Source organism: Alphaproteobacteria bacterium LSUCC0396, from assembly GCA_041228345.1.
Lineage (GTDB): Bacteria > Pseudomonadota > Alphaproteobacteria > Puniceispirillales > Puniceispirillaceae > UBA3439.
The window spans coordinates 1,544,177-1,563,938 of sequence record CP166131.1 but is presented as its reverse complement, the minus strand read 5'-3'; the positions used below and the strand labels follow the sequence as shown (position 1 = coordinate 1,563,938).

Here is a 19,762-nt window from a genome sequence, read left to right as displayed (position 1 = left end):
CGGCAAAACGATCAAATGAATTGGTGAAGATCATTTCGGAATTGGCGTCAGGCTGATATAGATAATCTGGCTTTTTTGCATTCTTTTAGGACATTAATCATGACAGACCCTGCCTTTGGCAAAGCGGATCAGCAAAATTCATATACCGACCGTGTTTCACATAATAACGCGGCTGACCATGATGACGATACCATAGATTTTGGCTTTCGCACCGTTCAGCGCGGCGAAAAGGCACGCATGGTACGCGGCGTCTTCGATTCGGTTGCCAGTCGCTATGACATCATGAATGACGTCATGAGTGGCGGTATTCACCGGCTGTGGAAAGCCGCGATGATTGACTGGATGGCGCCGCAACCGTATCAAAAGCTGATTGATCTGGCTGGCGGCACTGGTGATATCTCACTACGGTTTCTGCGCAGCGGCGGTGGTGAGGCGGTAATTACCGATATTAATCACGCCATGCTTGCGGCAGGTCGTGGACGGCGCGACCTGCAAAAGATGGCGCATCGTCTGCGCTGGGCTGTTGCCAATGCTGAAACACTGCCGTTTGATGATCATAGCGCCGATTTTGTTACCATCGCTTTCGGGCTTCGCAATGTCACTGACCGGCAGGCCGCACTAAACGAAGCCTACCGGGTTTTAAAGCCGGGCGGACGCTTTCTCTGTCTGGAATTTTCTCATGTACAAAGCCGCCCATTGGCAAGGCTTTATGACAGCTGGTCGTTTAATGTTCTGCCGGTAATGGGCCAGATGATCGCCGGTGATGCAGACAGCTATCGCTATCTGGCCGAGTCGATCCGCCAGTTTCCAACAAAGGAAGTCCTTGCCGATATGTTTGCCGAAGCCGGTTTTGTGCAGATACGGGTGCGCAGCCTGTCGGCGGGGATCGCTTGTATCCATTCTGGCTGGAAACTCGATTAATGGTGGTGCGCAGCCTGTCCATGATCCGTGCGTTATTACGCTTGCCGAATATCGCCTGGCATCTGGGGCGCGCTGGCGTTTTAGGTCATGTTGCCAATATCACGCTTTTGCCCGGATGGCTGCGGCAGATTTGCCGCTTTCTCGACAAAGCCGTTCGCTCGCGAAGTGCCGTTAATGATGCTGGCGGCGCGTTATGTCATGCATTAGCCAGATTGGGGCCAGGCTTTATCAAATTTGGCCAGGCGCTCTCGACACGCGCAGATTTAATTGGCCCGTCATTGGGACAGTCCTTGGCCATGCTGCAAGACCGGTTACCACCCTTTGCCGCCGCGCGGGCGCGCCAGATCGTTGCCCGTGAAATTGGCCAGCCGATTGAAGATATGTTTGCCAAGTTTGATGATGCTGCCGTTGCCGCCGCGTCAATTGCCCAAGTGCATCGCGCGACACTATTTGACGGGCGCGAAGTGGCGGTCAAATTGCTGCGCCCCGATATTCACAAGCATATGCAGGCTGACACGGCGCTGTTTTACTCGCTGGCGCAGATACTGGAATGGCTGGCACCGGCCTTGCGGCGGCTGCATCTGGTCACGGCTGTCAAACAGTTTGGCCAGCTATCTGAGATGGAGCTTGACCTGCGCCTTGAGGCCGCAGCGGCCGGACGCCTTGCCGATAATATGCGCGATGATGAGGGTATTTATGTGCCGTGGGTGGATCTGGAAAACAGCACCAGCCAGATGCTAATCATCGAATGGGTGGACGGGATCCGGATTGATGATATCGCTGGACTGGGCAAGGCCGGACATAATATCGAAAAAATTACCGAATATGCCGCCAGAAGCTTTTTCAATCAGGTGTTCCGCGACGGGTATTTCCATGCGGATATGCATCCGGGAAATATCTTTGTGCGCCCCGACGGTATTTTAGTCCCGATTGATTTTGGCATTATGGGCTATCTCGATTTCCAAGACCGGCTGTTTCTGGCACGCCTGCTAAGTGCCATGCTAGACCGCGACTATGATATGGTGGCACGTTTGCATAAAGACGCCGGCATGCTTGGCGAGGGCGTGTCGACGCACCAGTTTTCACAATCAGTTCGTGCGGTTGCCGACCCGGTTATGGGCAAACCGCTTGGCGAGGTCTCGCTTGGTCTTGTGCTTGGGCAGATTTTCCAGCTTGCCACCCGCTTTGAAATTGAGGTTCAGCCGCAATATAATCTGTTGCAGAAAACCATGATGATGGCCGAAGGCGTGGCACGGCAATTAAACCCCGGCGCCGATATGTGGCAATTATCACGGCCACTTGCCGAGGCTTGGATGCAGCGTGAAGCCAGTGTGAAAAAACGTGCCGAGCAGATTTTGGATGATGCGGTGCAAATCATCTCTCATTTGCCGAAATATCTTGCCGATCTTGAGGCTCATCAGCAAAAACCGGCAAAACCATCGGCGCCGGTTTGGCCCGGCCTTGTCGCGGTCCTAGCGTTATTATTGGCTATTGCAAGTTTTTTCACAAATTATCAGTGATTTTTGAAAAAATGAAAATATTGTGATTTTTTGTGATATAACTTTCTTTATTACATGAAAAAGGCATTTCCTGTGAACTTATCAGCAATTTTGACAGCTCTGGGTGGGCGCCATGCGATGCAACAATTGCTCGATGTGGGGCCGAGCGCCATCAGCAATTACCTCGCCCGTGGCCAGTTACCCGAACGCGCCAAGCCCATTATCTATGCCGCGCTCACCGCCAAAGGCTATCAGCTTCGCCCCGATGATCTCGAAATTATGGCTAGCCCTGCGGCGATAACGCCGCACGCCGCGTCACTTGGCAACCATAAAGGTCCGCGCATCTTGTTAATTGTTGCCGGTGGGATTGCCGCCTATAAGGCGCTGGAGGTCGCACGCCAGCTCCAGCAATTAGGGGCCCATGTAACCGGTGTAATGACCGATAGCGCCAAACAGTTTATCACCCCGCTTAGTCTTGCCGCACTGACCGGTGAGAAATGCTATGACAGTTTATTTTCGCTAACCGATGAGGCCGAGATGGGGCATATCCGGCTGGCACGGTCGGCTGATCTGGTTCTTGTGGTGCCGGCAACAGCAAATTTCATGGCACGCGCCAACGCTGGTATTGCCGATGATCTGGCGACCACAATCCTGCTTGCCACCACGGCAAGGGTGGCGATGGCACCAGCAATGAATCCGGCAATGTGGGCGCATCCAGCAACGCAAAGCAATTTTGCCAGTTTGCGCCAGCGCGGTGTCGAGATGATCGGGCCTGTTAGTGGCGATACAGCCTGCGGCGAAGAGGGCGAGGGCCGGATGTGTGAGCCAGCGATGATCGCTGCTGCTGCGATGCGGTTACTTCCGGCAAATGCTGCGCGGGACGATTCTGGCACGATTTCTGGCACGATTTCTGATGCTGGCACGTCGGGCCCTCTAAGTGGCAAACATATTCTGATAACTTCCGGCCCAACAATTGAGCCGATTGATAAAGTGCGGTTTATTGCAAACCGGTCATCGGGAAAACAAGGGCATGCCATTGCCGCTGCGCTGGCGAAGAGGGGCGCGGTTGTGACATTGATAAGCGGACCTGTTACCGAGCCTGCACCGACAAATGTAAGCCTTGTCAATGTGACAACTGCTGACCAAATGCTGGCTGCTTGCACTGCGGCTTTGCCCGCAGATATTGCAATTTGCGCCGCGGCAGTGGCGGATTGGCGGGTAAAAACCGCAGCAGATCAGAAACTGAAAAAACCCAAAAACCCCGATGCCGGCATGACCCTAGAGCTATGCCAGAACCCCGATATTCTCGCTATATTATCGACCGCACCAAACCGGCCAAAGTTGGTGATCGGATTTGCTGCCGAAACTGAAAATCTATTGGCAAATGCTGCCGCAAAGCGCCGCCGCAAAGGCTGTGACTGGATCATTGCCAATCAGGTTGGCGGCAGTGATGACCCGGTTTTTGGCAGTGCCCTAAATCAGGCTATGCTGCTTACCAGCGACCGCGTCGAGGAATGGCCGCGAATGCAGAAAACCGAGCTTGCTGAAAAGCTGGCCGATCAAATCGAAGCAGAATATTCATCATGACGACAATTTCTGTGAACTTTAAACGTCTTGATCATGCCGATGATCTGCCGCTGCCATCCTATGCAACCGGCGGTGCAGCCGGGCTTGACCTTGCCGCTGCAATTGATCAGCCCATCACCCTACAGCCAGGCATGCGGCAGGCCATTCCCACCGGTTTTGCCATGGCCTTGCCCGCCAATTATGAAGCACAAATCCGGCCACGCTCAGGACTCGCGCTAAAGCATGGAATTACCGTTGCCAATGCGCCCGGTACGATTGATAGTGACTATCGGGGCGAAATTGCCGTAATTCTGATGAATGCCGGATCCGAAGATTTTACCATCACCCGCGGTATGCGCATTGCACAGATGGTGATTGCCGCGGTGACAATAATGACGCCGGTTGAGGTGGATGATCTTGACACAACCCAGCGTGCGGCTGGTGGGTTTGGATCAACAGGTTTGTGAGACATTATGCTAAGTGACGAAGATTTAGAACGCTATGCCCGTCAGGCCATCATGCCGGCGATTGGCGAAGAGGGTCAGGAAAAGCTGCTTGCGGCGCGGGTACTGGTGGTTGGTGCTGGCGGACTTGGTGCGCCGGTGATCATGTATCTTGCCGCCGCCGGAATTGGTAACATCACCATCATTGACCATGATGATGTGTCGCGCACCGATTTAAACCGGCAGGTGATTTATAATGACAGCGATGTTGGCAGGTCCAAATCACGCCGGGCAGCAGTGGCCGCAAGCGCGATCAACCCTGCCATTCATGTCTCGCAGCTTAATTTGCGGCTTAGTAGCGGTAATGCCGCGCAGCTGTTTACGCCGAATGATGTCATCATTGATTGCACCGATAATGCTGATACCCGCTATCTTCTTGGGGATACCGCCCATGCTTGCGGCAAACCGCTGGTGTTTGGTGGTGCGGTTCGAATGGAAGGCCAGGTTTCAGTGTTCCAGAGCAGTGTCAAAGGCCATATTGGCAGCCCTTGTTACCGCTGTGTCTTTCCGGCAATGCCCAATGCAAAACAGGCACCGGGCTGTTCTGAGGCAGGTATCCTTGGTCCCGTTGCCGGTTTAGTTGGCACGCTACAGGCGCTTGAGACGATCAAGATCATTCTTGGCAAACCAAGGACACTTACCGGACGGCTATTGCTGATTGAAGCGGCGGGAAGTGATTTCATGGAAATTCAAACAACCGCCCGCGATGATTGCGGGTGCTGCGGGGCAGCAAGTCCGGCAACAGCGGCAGAAAGTTTTGAGGTCGGTTGATCTGATCTTGGCTGGCAAATTAACCGCGGCTAGAGCATTGCCTCGATCACCCGATCAGGCGGGGTATGGCCATCCCAGAAGGTCTGCACGTTAATAATCACCTTATCGCCCATTTGCAGACGGCCCTCAATTGTTGCCGAGCCGATATGCGGCAGCAGGACAACATTGGCCAGATCACGAAGACCTGCCAGAATGTCTGGCTCATTGCTGTACACATCCAGGCCTGCACCGGCAATATGGCGTTGCGCCAACAGCTCGGCCAACGCCGCCTCATCAATCACCTCGCCGCGTGATGTATTCACCAAATAGGCGGAGGGCTGCATCAATGATAACCGCTCACGTGACAATAAATGATTGGTCGCCGGCGTATGTGGACAATTCACTGAAACAATATCGACCCGTGCCAGCATTTGCTCGAGTGATTCCCAGTAAGTCGCCTCAAGCTCTGCTTCTGTCTGCGGATGAACCGGTTTACGATTGTGGTAATGCACCGAAAGACCAAAACCGCGCGCGCGCCGCGCAACCGCCTCGCCAATCCGGCCCATGCCGATAATGCCAAGCCGCTTGCCATTAATGCGATGGCCAAGCATGCCCGTTGGCGACCAGCCCTTCCATTTGCCCGAACGCGCCAGCGCATCACCCTCGGCAATACGGCGCGGCACAGCCAAAATCAACGCCATAGCCACATCAGCCGTATCTTCGGTTAGCACGCCGGGCGTGTTGGTAACGGTAATGCCCTGCGCCTTTGCCGCCGCAAGATCAATATGATCAACACCAGTTCCAAATGAGGCGATTAACCGCAGCTGCTTGCCCGCCTTGGCAATTAAGTCGGCGTCAATCTTATCGGTGACAGTCGGCACTAACACATCGGCGCTTTGGACTGCTGCAATCAGCTGGTCGCGGGTTAAAGCTTTGTCATCATTGTTTAATGTCGTGTCAAAAAGCTCACGCATCCGGGTTTCGATGGTTTCCGGTAGCTTGCGTGTCAAAATTACTTTTGGTTTGCTTTGAACCATAGACAACTCTCTCAAATTAGACATAAATACCGAACTGCGACTGGCAATTAGCCGGAAAAAATCCTAAGCTTGCGACGCAACCGATACCGGTATTGAATTTAACCTTTAACCCATATCACTCTGCAACAGGTACGGCTAGAACTCTACCAGAACAACGGGCAGCATGAAAAAAAAATTTATTGTGATGTTTCAAAAATCGCTGACATTGACACTGGTTTTTGGCCTTTTCTGGCTGGTGCCATCGCTTAAATCACCTACCAGCTTGCTGGACGGGCAGATTACCACGCCAGCATTCGCACAAGAAGCCAAATTAACCGTGCGGGGCAGCGGTTTGCCGGTACCGCGCTATGTAACGCTGAAGTTTGACGAGGCCAACCTTCGCGCCGGACCCGGGCGGGAATATCCGGTTCTGTGGCAATATCGCCAAGCCGGCCTGCCGCTTATGGTCGATGCTGAATTCGGCATTTGGCGCAAGGTTGTTGACCATGACGGCACGGCTGGCTGGATGCATGGCTCGGTTCTCTCGTTACGGCGCATGGCGCTGGTGCAGACCAATATGGCAAAAATCTATGCCGACCCTGATGAGGCGTCAGATGTTATTGCACTGGCGGAACGGCTGGCATTGATGGAGCTACAATCCTGTCCCAAAGCATGGTGCCGCGTTGCCAGTGATGATGTTCGTGGCTGGATCAAGCGGCAGGTGGTCTGGGGCGTTCTTGAAAATGAGAGCCTTGATTAAACCAGCAATCAGGCCATTCTCTTTTCACCAATACCCCACAACACCAGCGTCTCTGCCGCATAAGACGCCCATAAAAATACGGCACCCTGCCAGAAAGACAGGATGCCGTGATGGTCTAGTGACCAGTTATTTTTTTACCGATTACCGGCTTAGGCAACGTCAAACCGGTCAGCATTCATGACCTTGGTCCATGCAGCGATAAAATCAGCGACAAATTTGTCTTTTGCTTCATCAGTTGCATAAACCTCGGCAAGCGCCCGCAGCTGGGAATTTGATCCAAACACCAGATCAACCCGTGTTCCGGTACGAACCACATCACCAGTTGCACGGTCGCGCGCCTCGTAGGAATTGCTGCCAGTAGGTTTCCACTGAACGCCCATATCCAGCAAGGTGACAAAGAAGTCGTTGGTCAGCTTGCCCGGTGTATCGGTGAAGACGCCATGGCTGCCTTGGCTAATGCCAAGCGCCCGCATACCGCCAACAAGAACCGTCATTTCCGGTGCTGTCAGACCCAACAATTGCGCCTTATCAAGCAGCATTTCTTCTGGGCTGACGCTAAAGTCGGCTTTCTGGAAATTGCGGAAACCATCTGCAACCGGCTCAAGAACCTCAAACGACTCAATGTCAGTTTGTTCTTGCGACGCGTCACCACGGCCCGGCGTAAACGGAACCGGCACACCCGATGCCTGCTCGAGACCCACATTACCGGCCAGCACGATCACATCTGCAACAGACGCGCCCGTTTCGGCGGCAATAGGTTCCAGCACCGACAATACCCGTGCCAGTTGATCGGGCTTGTTTGCGGCCCAATCCTTTTGTGGTGCCAGACGAATGCGGGCACCATTGGCACCGCCGCGCATATCCGAGCCACGATAGGTTGATGCGCTCGCCCATGCTGTTTCGACCATTTCAGCAACGCTGAGACCGCTTGCCGCGATGCGTGCCTTAACCGCGTCGACATCGTAATTGGCATTACCGGCAGGGATCGGATCTTGCCAGATCAACTCCTCGGCGGGAACTTCCGGCCCAATGTAACGGGTCTTTGGCCCCATATCACGATGCAGCAATTTAAACCAAGCGCGGGCAAAGGCGTCGGCAAACTGATCAGGGTTTTTATGGAAACGCTCGGAGATCTCGCGGTAAATCGGATCTTCGCGCATCGCCATATCGGCTGTTGTCATCATCGTCGGGACACGGATTGATGCATCCTCGGCATCTGGCGCAAGGTCGCCGTCCTTTGGATTGACCGCGTGCCAGATATGGGCGCCAGCCGGGCTTTTGGTCAGCTCCCACTCATAGCCGAGCAAGAGATCAAAATAGCCATTATCCCATTGTGTTGGATTGGCTGTCCACGCACCTTCGATGCCGCTGGTGATCGTATCACGGCCTTTGCCCGATCCATGGCTGCTCATCCAGCCAAAACCCATTTCTTCAATCGCTGCCGCTTCAGGCTCGGCGCCGACCAGACCAGCGTCACCGGCACCATGTGCCTTGCCGAACGTATGACCACCCGCGACAAGCGCCACAGTTTCTTCATCATTCATTGCCATCCGGCCGAATGTTTCACGAACGTCTCTGGCGCTGGCAAGTGGGTCGGGGTTGCCATCCGGGCCTTCCGGATTGACATAGATTAGCCCCATTTGCACCGCGGCAAGCGGGTTTGCAAGCTCGCGGTCACCTGAATAACGCTGATTGCCAAGCCATTCATTTTCGACACCCCAATAGATATCTTCTTCAGGCGCCCAAATATCTTCACGGCCACCGCTATATCCAAAGGTTTTACCGCCCATTGACTCGATTGCGACATTGCCTGCAAGGATAAGCAGATCAGCCCAGCTGATTTTGTTGCCGTATTTCTGCTTGATCGGCCACAGCAGACGGCGCGCCTTATCAAGGTTACCATTATCCGGCCAGCTGTTCAGTGGTGCAAAACGCTGGGCGCCTGTGCCCCCGCCCCCACGGCCATCACCGCTGCGATAGGTACCAGCAGCGTGCCATGTCATACGGATGAAGAACGGGCCATAATGACCATAATCGGCAGGCCACCAATCCTGTGAGTCAGTCATCAGGTCGGTAAGGTCTTTTTTCAACGCCTGATAATCAAGCTTTGTAAATTCTTCACGATAGTTAAACCCCGCATCCATCGGGTTAGACTTCTGATCATGCTGGTGAAGAATGCCGATATTCAATTGATTAGGCCACCATTCACGATTTGATGTGCCGCTGGTGCTGTTGCGTGTGACAGCGCCATGCATTACCGGGCATTTGCCCCCATTATTTCCGTCCATCTGTGTCTCCGATCATGATCAATAGCACCGGCATATCCATGATCGATAAAGTGACCATGACACCGATATTTGCTAGGTTTGCTCTCCAAGTCTGCTCTGAGGTGAAGATAAGTATGATACCAAGTTGGGTCAAGGCTGTTTAGAATGATTTTAAACTGGATGATGGCAGAATGCGCCAGCTGTGACAGATTAAATTGCGGGCTCAATTGCGGAAAATTGCGGGCAAGATTTCTTTAACCAAAAAAGGCCGCTTCGGCGCAAAATTTTAGCGTTATTTTGGCGCCGCTTTGCTCTGGATATGGATAACAACATCGACTGCCTTGATTTCATGTCCCGCAGGCGCATTTGGCAATTGCGCAAGGATCACATCATCGTTCGGAATATCGACAAGCTGGTCATTTTCCGCTTCGTAAAAATGATGGTGATGGTCGGTGTTTGTATCAAACAGGCTGTATTCATTATGCACCACGACCCGCCGCAGCAAACCAGCATCGGTAAACTGGTTCAGCGTGTTATAAACAGTGCCGCCCGATACAGAGAGGCCTGCCGCGGCAATTTCTTCGGTCAGGCTGTCAGCGGTGACATGACGATGCCGACCATCCAAAAGCAAGGCCGCAATCGCCAGTCGCTGGCGTGTTGGCCGCAATCCGGCAAGACGCAATGTTTCGGCAAGATTAGCCTGGCCTGGCGTCTTGGTTTTTTGGCTCAGCTTTTGTTCAGTCAGTTTTCCCATTGCCCGGTAAAAATGGGCGGTCAGCGGCTAAATGTCAATAATGCCTTGGCTTGGAGGGGTGTTTCGTGCTTTCTATAGGGCGTTTAGTGCTGTGGTTCAGGCTGTGGCAATAAACATAAAATCATGTGGTTTTCCATAATCGGATAGACCGTGGGCGGTTATATCGCGGGCAGTCATATCGTGAGCAGTCGTGTCGATCTGTGATTCTTGTCCGACATTGGTCATGCGTCCCTTTCGACCCGCCAAATTGGAAATCCATAAAACCGGTAGGCCATGCAAGGTCAGCTTTTGATGTTGTCCCGTGCCAGCTTGTAACAAGGAAGATAAGATGTCGCCTAAAGACCAGAACTCTTTTACCTTTGATGAATTGATCAGCTGCGCCAAAGGCCAAATGTTCGGCCCGGGAAATCCCCAATTGCCAATGCCGCCGATGCTGATGTGTGACCGTATCACCCATATTGACGATAATGGTGGCGAATTTGGCAAGGGCCAGATTGACGCCGAATTTGATCTCAATCCTGATCTCTGGTTCTTTCCGTGCCATTTTGAAGGCGATCCGGTTATGCCGGGCTGTCTTGGCATGGACGCGCTGTGGCAGCTTGTCGGCTTTTTCCTTGGCTGGTCAGGTGGGCAAGGGCGGGGACGCGCATTATCGGTTGGCGAGGTAAAATTCACCGGCCAGATTTTGCCAAGCAACAAGCTTGTCAGCTTTCGCCTTGATCTAAAGCGCGTCATCATGCGCCGCCTTGTTATGGGCATTGCCGATGGCAAGGTGCTATGCGATGGCGAGGTTGTTTTTGAAGCCAATGATATCCGCGTTGGCCTGTTTACCCCTGAAGGAGGTTAAAGATCATGCGCCGTGTTGCCATTACCGGAATCGGGATCGTTTCCTCGATCGGAAATAACGTCAGTGAAGTGACCGCTTCTTTGCGGAACGGAACCTCGGGCATCGTTGCTGCACCGGAATATACCGAACTTGGGTTTCGCAGTCAGGTGCATGGTACGGTAAAGCTGGATGTCGCCGATCATGTCGACCGGAAGCAGCTTCGCTTCATGGGTGAAGGTGCGGCCTATGCGGTACTGGCGATGGAACAGGCGATTGCCGATTCAGGCCTTGAAGACAGCGATGTATCGAATGTAAGAACTGGGCTTGTTGCCGGATCTGGCGGGCCATCAACAGCCAATCTTCTTGCCGCATTTGACATTACCCGCGAAAAAGGGCCAAAGCGTATTGGGCCTTATATGGTGCCGCGCTGTATGTCATCGACCGTGTCTGCCTGTATCGCCACCTTTTTCAAAATCAGGGGCATAAATTATTCGATCTCATCAGCCTGTTCGACCTCAGCACATTGCATCACTGCGGGTGCTGATGCCATTCGCAGCGGCAGTCAGGACATTGTCTTTGCTGGCGGCGGTGAAGAGCTGCATTGGACATTATCTGTGTTATTTGACGCAATGGGCGCAATGTCATCAAAATATAATAATACGCCTGAACTGGCATCACGCCCCTATGATGCTGATCGCGACGGGTTTGTAATCGCTGGCGGCGGCGGCATGGTGGTGCTTGAAGATATGGATCACGCCATTGCGCGCGGTGCCAAAATCTATGCCGAGCTTGTTGGCTATGGTGCCAATTCTGACGGTGAGGACATGGTTGCCCCCTCCGGCGAGGGTGCAGTGCGGTGTATGGAACTGGCGCTTGCCGGTTTTGATGGTAACGCAGTGACCGAAAAGGTTGATTACATCAATGCGCATGGCACATCGACCCCCGTTGGCGATGTAAAGGAACTTGACGCGGTTCGCACAGTCTTTGGCCCGCGTGGCCATCTGCCAGTGGTCACCTCAACAAAATCACTAACCGGCCATTCGCTTGGCGCGACCGGTGTGCAAGAGGCCATCTATACAATCATTATGATGCAGAATAACTTCATTGCCGCATCCGCCAATATCCAGACACCTGATCCGGCCATTGGTGATATTCCGGTTGCCCAAAGCCGCATAGATGATTTTTCCATTAATCTGGCATTATCCAACTCGTTTGGCTTTGGCGGCACCAACGCCACATTGGCTTTGCGGAAGGTGTAAATATGCAGCCCGGAACATTATTGGCTGGCAAACGCGGCCTTGTCATGGGCGTTGCAAATGACAAATCCATTGCTTGGGGCATCGCCGAAGCCGCCGCCAAGCAAGGCGCAGAGATTGCCTTTTCCTATCAGATGGAAGGGTTTGGCAAACGGCTAGCACCGCTGGCAGCCTCGATTGGCTCGAACATCATGATCGAATGTGATGTTGCCAAGGAAGGGGCAGTTGATCGCTGTTTTGCCGAACTGGCAACCCATTGGCCAACAATTGATTTTGTCGTTCATGCGCTGGCATTTTCCGACAAGAATGAATTGAAAGGCGCCTATATGGATACCAGCCGAGAGAATTTTGAAAACACCATGATGGTATCGGCCTATTCCTTTACCGAGGCCGCGCGTGCCGCCAGCACCATGATGCCAAATGGCGGTGCCTTGGTTACGCTTAGCTTTCTTGGCGCACAACGCAGCACGCCAAACTATAATGTGATGGGGGTTGCCAAAGCAGCGCTTGAAGCATCGGTTCGGTATCTTGCGGTTGATCTTGGTGGTCAAAATATTCGGGTCAATGCGCTATCTGCCGGGCCCATGCGCACCCTTGCCGGTGCGGCCATTACCGGTGCAAGACATATCTTTCGTCATGCCGAACACCATGCCCCCTTACGGCGCAACCCCGGTCTTGATGAGGTGGGGCGGGCTGGTCTTTATCTGGTATCTGATCTGTCATCAGGCGTAACCGGCGAAGTGCATTTTGTCGATGGCGGCTTTAATTCGGTTGGTATTCCGGGCGAATCATAAGCCGGCGTTTTATAGCGTATAAAAAAGGCGGTGCTTGTGGCACCGCCTTTTGCGTTTTTATACTATTTGTTCAGCTTCAGTTATTCAGCTTCGCCAGCTGTCTCAAGATCGTCACCAGTTTCCTGATCAACGCGCTTCATTGACAGCTTTACCTTGCCCCGATCATCAAAGCCGATGACCTTGACCTTTACCGCATCACCTTCTTTACAAATATCGGTGGTTTTTTCGGTACGGCCATTTTGCAGCTCGGAGATATGAACCAGACCGTCTTTTGCCCCAAGGAAATTGACAAAGGCGCCAAAATCAACGGTTTTCACGACGGTACCATTATAGATCACACCCAGCTCAGGCTCGGCAACGATATCACGAATCCGCGCAACAGCGGCTTCACCTGACGGGCCAGATACCGCTGCAACCTTGACGGTTCCATCATCTTCAATATCAATCTTGGCACCTGTTTCTTCACAGATTTCACGAATGATCTTGCCACCCGGGCCAATGATATCACGGATTTTATCAACCGGGATTTTCAACGTTGTGATCTTTGGTGCGCTATCAGCTAGATCGTCACGCGCCGAGGTTAATGCCTTGGCCATTTCGCCAAGGATATGCAGACGACCATCGCGTGCCTGATCAAGCGCGATCTGCATGATCTCAGGCGTGATCGAGGTAATCTTGATGTCCATCTGCAACGAGGTTACACCATTTTCTGAACCGGCAACTTTAAAGTCCATATCGCCGAGGTGATCTTCATCACCAAGAATGTCAGACAGAACCGCAAAATCATTGCCTTCTTTGATCAACCCCATCGCAATACCGGCAACCGGCCGTTTAATCGGCACGCCTGCATCCATCATTGCCAATGAGCCACCACAGACGGTTGCCATTGATGATGATCCGTTTGACTCGGTGATTTCAGAAACCAGACGAATAGTATAGGGGAACTCTTCCTTTGTCGGCAGCAAGGGGCGCAATGCACGCCATGCCAATTTGCCATGGCCGATCTCACGACGACCCGGCGAGCCAACCCGGCCAGCCTCACCAACTGAATAAGGCGGGAAGTTATAATGCAGCATAAAGCTGGACCGGCTTTCGCCAACCAGCGCATCAATGATCTGTTCGTCCTGACCAGTGCCAAGCGTGGCAACAACCATCGCCTGGGTTTCGCCGCGGGTAAACAAAGACGATCCATGCGCACGCGGCAGGAACCCGGCCTCGGCGACAATCTGACGAACTGTCTTTGTATCCCGGCCATCAATGCGGACGCCGGTTTTCAAAATGGCACCACGAACAACATCGGCTTCCATGCCTTTGATCAGGCCACCAACAAGCACAGCATCATATTCATCACCAAGGGCTTCTTTTGCCTCGGCGCGAACTTCGTTCAATGCTGATTGACGATCGGTCTTATCGGCGATCTTGTAAGCCGCTTCAAAGCCTTTGGCAAAACCTTTTAAAACCTTGTTGATGTCAGCGATTTCAGCTGGCTCTTCAGGCAAAGGACGAGGTTCCTTGGCACAGGATTCGGCAAGCTCAATAATCGCATCAATCACCGGCTTGATCGCCTGATGACCGAAATTCACCGCGCCAAGCATGATGTCTTCGGATAGTTCCTTGGCCTCTGACTCAACCATCAGCACGCCTTCATGCGTTCCGGCCATCACCAGATCAAGTTCGCTTTCATCCATCTGGTCAACGCTCGGGTTCAGCACATAAGAACCATCAATCCAGCCAATACGTGCAGCCGCAATCGGACCAAAGAATGGCACGCCTGACAGGGTCAGGGCAGCCGAGGCACCAATCATCGCAGCAATATCGGGGTTGTTTTCCATATCATGCGCAAGCACCGTACAGATCACCTGCGTTTCACATTTGAATGATTTTGGGAATAACGGGCGGATTGGACGGTCAATCAGACGGCAAACGAGGGTTTCATTTTCCGACGGACGGCCTTCACGCTTGAAAAAGCCGCCGGGAATCTTTCCCGCGGCAAAGGCTTTTTCTTGATAATTAACGGTCAATGGAAAGAAATCCTGACCCGGCTTTGGGCTTTGCGCCGCAACAGCTGTACATAATACTTTTGTTTCGCCAAGGCTGACCATAACGGCGCCATCGGCCTGGCGGGCAACTTTACCGGTTTCCATAACCAGCTTTGTACCGCCCCATTCCAATTCTTTGCGGAATAACTTGAACATCTATTTCATCTCTTTCATTTCATCTCAACGCCATCAATCCGGCGAGAGAACAGCAAAAATACAACGCACATCCTCATGATGAGCATTGCTGTGACTAGGGACTTAAATGTTTTGAAGGTTATCTCGTCGTGCCAGCGCTCTGTCTGCATCTGGTTGTCGGGGGCACCCTCAATCGGCCTTGTTCGTGCCCTGTTAATTCATAATCCCTTTGGTCTCGGGCTTTTCTCGCACGCAATGTCATAAAAAGCAAATAAAATGCGCCACATGCAAAAACCGCCGTGCCAATTGGCACGACAGCCAAATGACAAGACGGTTTTTTAGTCTTCGATTTTGTGAAATCTAGCGGCGCAGGCCCAGCTTTTCGATAAGCGCCTTATAGGTCGCCACATCACCAGCCTTGATATAGTCAAGCAGGCTACGGCGCTGACCTACCATGGTCAAAAGACCGCGGCGTGAACCAAAATCTTTCTTATGGTCTTTTAGATGCTCAGTCAGATTACGGATGCGCTCAGACAAAATAGCCACCTGAACTGATGCAGATCCTGAATCCTTGTCGTTTTTACCGAACTCTTTGATAAGCTCAGCTTTACGTTCCTGTGTAATCGACATCAAAACCTCCTATAAACGGGTTTAAGTTAAATATTCAGCACACGAACGGGGCATACCGCACCAGCCTTGATCACCACCAGCGCCACAGGACGGTCTCCGTCCATCGCGATTGCGGTTGCACCGGTCAGAAGCGCCTGAAAGCGATCTTGTGCTGATGCACTAATCGCAGGGAGCGTCTGGCCGTGGCGAAGCTTAGCTGCCTCATTCCCTGAAATGGGTAGCGCCGGGATGTCGTCCAGCGCACTCACAACAGGATGCAAATGCTCGAAAGCGGCCGCACTATGCGGTAGGCTCTCCAAAAAATCCAGCGAAATCGCATGATCGGCGTGAAATTGTCCTACCGAAAGCCGGCGCAATGCCGTTACATGGGCCGCCGTGCCAAGTTCACGGCCCAAATCTCTTGCCAGCGCGCGGATATAAGCGCCCTTGCCGCAAGCCACATAGAATCTGGCATGATGTTCATCCGATGTGATCCGGCGAAATGATTCGATATAAATCGGCCGTGATTCCAGCGTTATAGCCGGTGCATCATCCACCGCCTTTCGCGCCAGATCATAGGCGCGTTTACCATCAATCTTAATTGCCGAATAGACCGGCGGTGCCTGCTCGATATGGCCTTGGAACTTTGCCAGCGCTGTATCAATTGCGGCATCATCTGGCCGGTGATCCGACTGGTGCGTGACGTCACCTTCGGTATCATCGGTGCTTGTCTCACTGCCCCAAGCCAGCTCAAATTCATAGGATTTCTGTTGACCCATGGCAAAGGAAACGGTTTTGGTCGCCTCGCCAAGCGCAATCGGCAAAATACCGCTTGCCAGCGGGTCAAGCGTGCCGCCATGACCTGCCTTTGCTGCATCAAAGACACGCCGGACAATGGCCACCGCCTTTGCCGAACTGACACCCTTTGGTTTATCTAGATTAACCCAGCCATGAACCGGCTGACCGCGTTTGCGTGCCATTGCGCCATTACTCTTGGCGGATTGCGGCAAAAAGCTTGTTCATCCGCGCCGCATTCTCAAAACTGTCATCAAGCAAGAACCGCAGCCTAGGCGTGCGCCGTAAATGAACCTTCTTTGCAACAAGCGACTGGATCACCGGTGCAAGACGGTTCAATGCTGGCAGCACAAGTTCGATATTAACCCCGCCAAGCGGCATTGTATAAACGCGCGCATTCGCCAGATCTGGGCTAACAGAAATTTCCGAAATTGTGATCGACACATTGGCAAGGTCAGGATCAAAAAAATCCTCCCGCATCAATATTTCCGACAAGGCGTGCCGCAAGGTTTCACCAACGCGTAACTGACGCTGGCTTGGACCGGTTGCACTTTGCGGACGACGCGATTTTGATGGCATTACCCTGATCTCCGCAGCTAGCACGCATCAGATCGGTGCGCACTGCAACATTATTTAGCCGGTATTTAGCCGGTTTTAACCGAGCGTGCGTGCCACTTCACGAAGCTCAAAACATTCGATCATATCGCCTTCCTGAATATCGGAATAGTTCTCAAATCCCATTCCGCATTCAAAGCCTTCGCGCACTTCTTTGACCTCGTCCTTAAAGCGCTTGAGGGTTTTGAGCGATCCTTCATGGATGACCACATTATCACGCAGCAAGCGCACTTTGCAGCCACGCTTGATGACGCCTTCGGTTACCAGACAACCGGCAATTTTGCCAATTTTCGACACGCCAAAGACCTGACGAATTTCGGCATATCCAATGAAGTCTTCCTGCGTGTCCGGGCTCAAAAGACCGCCCATCGCCGCTTTCACTTCGTCGATAAGTTCATAGATGATCGAGTGATAGCGTATTTCAACACCATCACGCTTGGCCAGATCACGCGCTTGCGGGATTGCCCGCACGTTAAAGCCAACAACAATCGCATTCGACGCCGCCGCAAGGCTAATGTCTGACTCACTAAGCGCGCCAACACCGGCCGATAGCAACCGCACCTTTACCTGTTCGGTTCCAAGCTTTTCAAGCGCCACACGGATTGCCTCAAGCGAGCCGTGAACATCAGTCTTGATCACTACCGGCAGCTCTTCAGCCTCACCAGCAGCAATTGCCGACAGCATCTGTTCAACCGATCCACGCGCACCGCGGGCGGCCTCATGGTCACGGTTGCGGCGCGTCCGGTATTCGGCAATTTCACGCGCACGCGCTTCGCTTTCAACAACAACGCAATTATCACCGGCCATTGGCGTGCCATTAAGCCCCAAGATCTCAACTGGCTGGCCCGGCCCAGCGAATTCCAATTTTCTGCCGCGATCATCAAGCAACGCACGAACACGGCCGCTTTCGGCACCCATGACAAATATATCGCCTTGCTTCAGGGTACCGCGTTGAACCAGCAATGTTGCAACCGATCCCTTACCGCGCTCGACTTTCGACTCGACAACAACACCCTCAGCCGGACGATCAGGGTTGGCTTTCAGCTCGAGAAGCTCAGCCTGCAACATGATGGCTTCTTCCAGCTTATCAAGGCCCATTCCGGTATGCGCCGAAACATCAACACAAAGCACATCACCGCCAAAATCTTCAGTGATGATTTCATGCTGCAACAAATCACTGCGGACGCGCGCCGGGTCTGCGGCAGGCTTGTCGCATTTATTGACCGCCACAATCGTCGGACAGCCAGCTGCCTTGGCGTGATTGATAGCTTCGATGGTTTGCATCATAACCGAGTCGTCCGCAGCGACGACCAAGACCACAATATCAGTGATATTGGCCCCACGAGACCGCATTTCGGTAAAAGCCTCATGGCCAGGCGTATCAATAAAAGTGATAACATTATCAGCCGCAGTCTTAATCTGATAGGCACCAATATGCTGGGTAATACCGCCAGACTCGCCAGCCGCAACATCGGTACGACGGATCGCGTCAAGAAGGCTGGTTTTACCATGGTCAACATGGCCCATGATGGTAACGACAGGCGGGCGAGGCTGTAGGCTTTCTTGCGCATCATCATCACCGCCAAGACCGATTTCAATATCTGACTCAGACACACGTTGAATCCGGTGACCAAATTCACCCGCGACCAACTCGGCGGTTTCGCCATCAATTGTCTGGGTGGCGGTTGCCATGATGTTTAGCTTCATGAGCTCTTTGACCACATCGGCGGTACGCTCGGCCATCCGGTTAGCCAGCTCACCAACGGTGATGCTATCGGGGATCACCACATCGCGAAGTTGCTTTGCCTGCGGTTGATCCTCACGCATGCGAGCACGCTCACGCTGGCGTTTGACCGAGGCCAGCGAACGCTGGCGGCGGCTGTCATCACCCGATAATGCCTGGGTGATGGTCATTTTACCAGATTGGCGGCGACCTGACGCATCACGGCGCGGGGCCGGACGGCGCGGGGCCATTTCTTCGGCTTCGCGGCGGCGACGCGTTTGCAGCTCGGTTGGGGTCGGCCCAAATTTATTAGCCGCTGCCGTATCTTTTGATGTGTCATCAGCACTTTGCCGGCGGGCGGCGTGTGCATCGGTATGCTTTTTGTTTTCTTCGCTGCGACGGCGCTCTTCAGCGGCTTCGGTTTCCTGCAATTCAGCCAGCTCGGCAGCACGACGAGCCGCAATCGGATCAAGCGGCACGGCAATTTCTGCAACAGGTGCTGGCGGCGCGATTTCAGTTGGTGTTTCAACCGCCTCATTCGCGGCTTCATCAGGGGCATCAACGGGATCGGCGGCACTGTCAACTAGGGCACTGGTTGGGGCTTCGGCCTTTGCCAGCCCTTCTTGCAAGGCGCGAACGCGGGCAGCACGCTCTTGTGCAGTTAACCGGTCATCGGCCGCTGGTGCTGGGGTTGCTGGCGGCGTTGCCTCAGTTTTTACCGGTTCAACCGCCGCTGGTTCAACGACAGGGGCGCCGCCACGTTGTGGGGCTGCCGGGGCACGTTTCCGCCGAACCTCAACCTGTACCGTTTTGCGCGCACCACCAATTGTCGACCCTGCACGTAGCTTGCTGGCATCAATATTGCCAAGCGTCAGCTTGCTACCTGAGAGACTCAGTTTTTTTGGTTTACTGCTATCGTCAGTCATTTTGAACC

At 53.2% G+C, this 19,762-nt stretch carries 17 protein-coding genes; 9 read left to right on the top strand and 8 right to left on the bottom strand.

What is annotated here, in order from left to right; genetic code table 11:
• The first annotated feature begins 99 nt into the window (after positions 1 to 99).
• The 5 genes from ubiE (at position 100) to AB8881_07460 (ending at position 5,260) form a co-directional block, all read left to right on the top strand.
• A complete protein-coding gene (gene ubiE, locus AB8881_07480; GenBank protein XDZ62395.1) occupies positions 100 to 921 on the top strand; it encodes a bifunctional demethylmenaquinone methyltransferase/2-methoxy-6-polyprenyl-1,4-benzoquinol methylase UbiE in 822 nt (273 codons plus the stop codon).
• Positions 891 to 2,441 carry a 2-polyprenylphenol 6-hydroxylase gene (ubiB, locus tag AB8881_07475; GenBank protein XDZ62394.1) on the top strand — a complete coding sequence of 517 codons (1,551 nt, stop codon included), beginning with the start codon at positions 891 to 893 and terminating at the stop codon, positions 2,439 to 2,441. Before ubiE ends, ubiB begins: the two co-directional genes overlap by 31 nt.
• Positions 2,442 to 2,513: 72 nt before the next feature.
• The gene (gene coaBC / locus AB8881_07470; protein ID XDZ62393.1) at positions 2,514 to 4,007 is read left to right on the top strand and encodes a bifunctional phosphopantothenoylcysteine decarboxylase/phosphopantothenate--cysteine ligase CoaBC; all 1,494 of its coding nucleotides are present in this window, start codon (positions 2,514 to 2,516) and stop codon (positions 4,005 to 4,007) included.
• Entirely contained in the window at positions 4,004 to 4,453 is a 450-nt protein-coding gene (gene dut / locus AB8881_07465; protein ID XDZ62392.1) for a dUTP diphosphatase, read from the top strand. Before coaBC ends, dut begins: the two co-directional genes overlap by 4 nt.
• A gap of 6 nt (positions 4,454 to 4,459) precedes the next feature.
• The gene (locus AB8881_07460; protein ID XDZ62391.1) at positions 4,460 to 5,260 is read left to right on the top strand and encodes a ThiF family adenylyltransferase; all 801 of its coding nucleotides are present in this window, start codon (positions 4,460 to 4,462) and stop codon (positions 5,258 to 5,260) included.
• 29 nt (positions 5,261 to 5,289) lie between these two features.
• Here AB8881_07460 and AB8881_07455 read toward each other — a convergent pair whose 3' ends face one another.
• A complete protein-coding gene (locus AB8881_07455; protein XDZ62390.1) occupies positions 5,290 to 6,276 on the bottom strand; it encodes a 2-hydroxyacid dehydrogenase in 987 nt (328 codons plus the stop codon).
• A gap of 163 nt (positions 6,277 to 6,439) precedes the next feature.
• Between AB8881_07455 and AB8881_07450 the strand changes: the two genes are divergently transcribed.
• Positions 6,440 to 7,015 carry an SH3 domain-containing protein gene (locus tag AB8881_07450; GenBank protein XDZ62389.1) on the top strand — a complete coding sequence of 192 codons (576 nt, stop codon included), beginning with the start codon at positions 6,440 to 6,442 and terminating at the stop codon, positions 7,013 to 7,015.
• A gap of 149 nt (positions 7,016 to 7,164) precedes the next feature.
• Here AB8881_07450 and katG read toward each other — a convergent pair whose 3' ends face one another.
• A complete protein-coding gene (gene katG / locus AB8881_07445) occupies positions 7,165 to 9,303 on the bottom strand; it encodes a catalase/peroxidase HPI (protein XDZ62388.1) in 2,139 nt (712 codons plus the stop codon).
• A 271-nt stretch (positions 9,304 to 9,574) separates the two neighbouring features.
• Positions 9,575 to 10,036: an iron response transcriptional regulator IrrA gene (irrA, locus tag AB8881_07440; GenBank protein ID XDZ62387.1), complete on the bottom strand. Its 462-nt coding sequence runs from the start codon at positions 10,034 to 10,036 to the stop codon at positions 9,575 to 9,577.
• Between the two features lie 328 nt (positions 10,037 to 10,364).
• On the opposite strand from irrA, the gene fabA reads away from it, so the two are divergent.
• From fabA to AB8881_07425, 3 genes are read left to right on the top strand one after another with little or no spacing between them, the layout of a single operon-like run.
• Complete coding sequence (gene fabA / locus AB8881_07435; protein ID XDZ62386.1) at positions 10,365 to 10,883, top strand: 3-hydroxyacyl-[acyl-carrier-protein] dehydratase FabA; 519 nt, start codon at positions 10,365 to 10,367, stop codon at positions 10,881 to 10,883.
• A gap of 5 nt (positions 10,884 to 10,888) precedes the next feature.
• Complete coding sequence (gene fabB / locus AB8881_07430; GenBank protein XDZ62385.1) at positions 10,889 to 12,121, top strand: beta-ketoacyl-ACP synthase I; 1,233 nt, start codon at positions 10,889 to 10,891, stop codon at positions 12,119 to 12,121.
• Between the two features lie 2 nt (positions 12,122 to 12,123).
• On the top strand, positions 12,124 to 12,912 hold the full coding sequence (locus AB8881_07425; GenBank protein XDZ62384.1) for an enoyl-ACP reductase: 789 nt from the start codon (positions 12,124 to 12,126) through the stop codon (positions 12,910 to 12,912).
• Positions 12,913 to 12,992: 80 nt separating this feature from the next.
• Here AB8881_07425 and pnp read toward each other — a convergent pair whose 3' ends face one another.
• The 5 genes from pnp to infB all read right to left on the bottom strand — a co-directional run bounded on the left by pnp (position 12,993) and on the right by infB (position 19,754).
• Entirely contained in the window at positions 12,993 to 15,107 is a 2,115-nt protein-coding gene (pnp, locus tag AB8881_07420) for a polyribonucleotide nucleotidyltransferase (GenBank protein XDZ62383.1), read from the bottom strand.
• Between the two features lie 339 nt (positions 15,108 to 15,446).
• Positions 15,447 to 15,716 carry a 30S ribosomal protein S15 gene (gene rpsO, locus AB8881_07415; protein ID XDZ62382.1) on the bottom strand — a complete coding sequence of 90 codons (270 nt, stop codon included), beginning with the start codon at positions 15,714 to 15,716 and terminating at the stop codon, positions 15,447 to 15,449.
• 26 nt (positions 15,717 to 15,742) lie between these two features.
• Complete coding sequence (gene truB, locus AB8881_07410) at positions 15,743 to 16,675, bottom strand: tRNA pseudouridine(55) synthase TruB (protein XDZ62381.1); 933 nt, start codon at positions 16,673 to 16,675, stop codon at positions 15,743 to 15,745.
• A gap of 7 nt (positions 16,676 to 16,682) precedes the next feature.
• Positions 16,683 to 17,069 carry a 30S ribosome-binding factor RbfA gene (rbfA, locus tag AB8881_07405; protein XDZ62380.1) on the bottom strand — a complete coding sequence of 129 codons (387 nt, stop codon included), beginning with the start codon at positions 17,067 to 17,069 and terminating at the stop codon, positions 16,683 to 16,685.
• Between the two features lie 75 nt (positions 17,070 to 17,144).
• A complete protein-coding gene (gene infB / locus AB8881_07400; GenBank protein ID XDZ62379.1) occupies positions 17,145 to 19,754 on the bottom strand; it encodes a translation initiation factor IF-2 in 2,610 nt (869 codons plus the stop codon).
• Between the last annotated feature and the right edge of the window lie 8 nt (positions 19,755 to 19,762).

Excerpts from the sequence above, each read along its gene's own strand:
- dut (XDZ62392.1), top strand. The coding sequence starts at position 4,004 with ATGACGACAATTTCTGTGAACTTTAAACGTCTTGATCATGCCGATGAT.
- fabA (XDZ62386.1), top strand. The coding sequence starts at position 10,365 with ATGTCGCCTAAAGACCAGAACTCTTTTACCTTTGATGAATTGATCAGC.
- infB (XDZ62379.1), bottom strand. The coding sequence starts at position 19,754 with ATGACTGACGATAGCAGTAAACCAAAAAAACTGAGTCTCTCAGGTAGC.
- AB8881_07425 (XDZ62384.1), top strand. The coding sequence starts at position 12,124 with ATGCAGCCCGGAACATTATTGGCTGGCAAACGCGGCCTTGTCATGGGC.
- AB8881_07450 (XDZ62389.1), top strand. The coding sequence starts at position 6,440 with ATGAAAAAAAAATTTATTGTGATGTTTCAAAAATCGCTGACATTGACA.
- irrA (XDZ62387.1), bottom strand. The coding sequence starts at position 10,036 with ATGGGAAAACTGACTGAACAAAAGCTGAGCCAAAAAACCAAGACGCCA.
- AB8881_07455 (XDZ62390.1), bottom strand. The coding sequence starts at position 6,276 with ATGGTTCAAAGCAAACCAAAAGTAATTTTGACACGCAAGCTACCGGAA.
- fabB (XDZ62385.1), top strand. The coding sequence starts at position 10,889 with ATGCGCCGTGTTGCCATTACCGGAATCGGGATCGTTTCCTCGATCGGA.
- ubiE (XDZ62395.1), top strand. The coding sequence starts at position 100 with ATGACAGACCCTGCCTTTGGCAAAGCGGATCAGCAAAATTCATATACC.
- katG (XDZ62388.1), bottom strand. The coding sequence starts at position 9,303 with ATGGACGGAAATAATGGGGGCAAATGCCCGGTAATGCATGGCGCTGTC.
- rbfA (XDZ62380.1), bottom strand. The coding sequence starts at position 17,069 with ATGCCATCAAAATCGCGTCGTCCGCAAAGTGCAACCGGTCCAAGCCAG.
- rpsO (XDZ62382.1), bottom strand. The coding sequence starts at position 15,716 with ATGTCGATTACACAGGAACGTAAAGCTGAGCTTATCAAAGAGTTCGGT.
- truB (XDZ62381.1), bottom strand. The coding sequence starts at position 16,675 with ATGGCACGCAAACGCGGTCAGCCGGTTCATGGCTGGGTTAATCTAGAT.
- pnp (XDZ62383.1), bottom strand. The coding sequence starts at position 15,107 with ATGTTCAAGTTATTCCGCAAAGAATTGGAATGGGGCGGTACAAAGCTG.
- AB8881_07460 (XDZ62391.1), top strand. The coding sequence starts at position 4,460 with ATGCTAAGTGACGAAGATTTAGAACGCTATGCCCGTCAGGCCATCATG.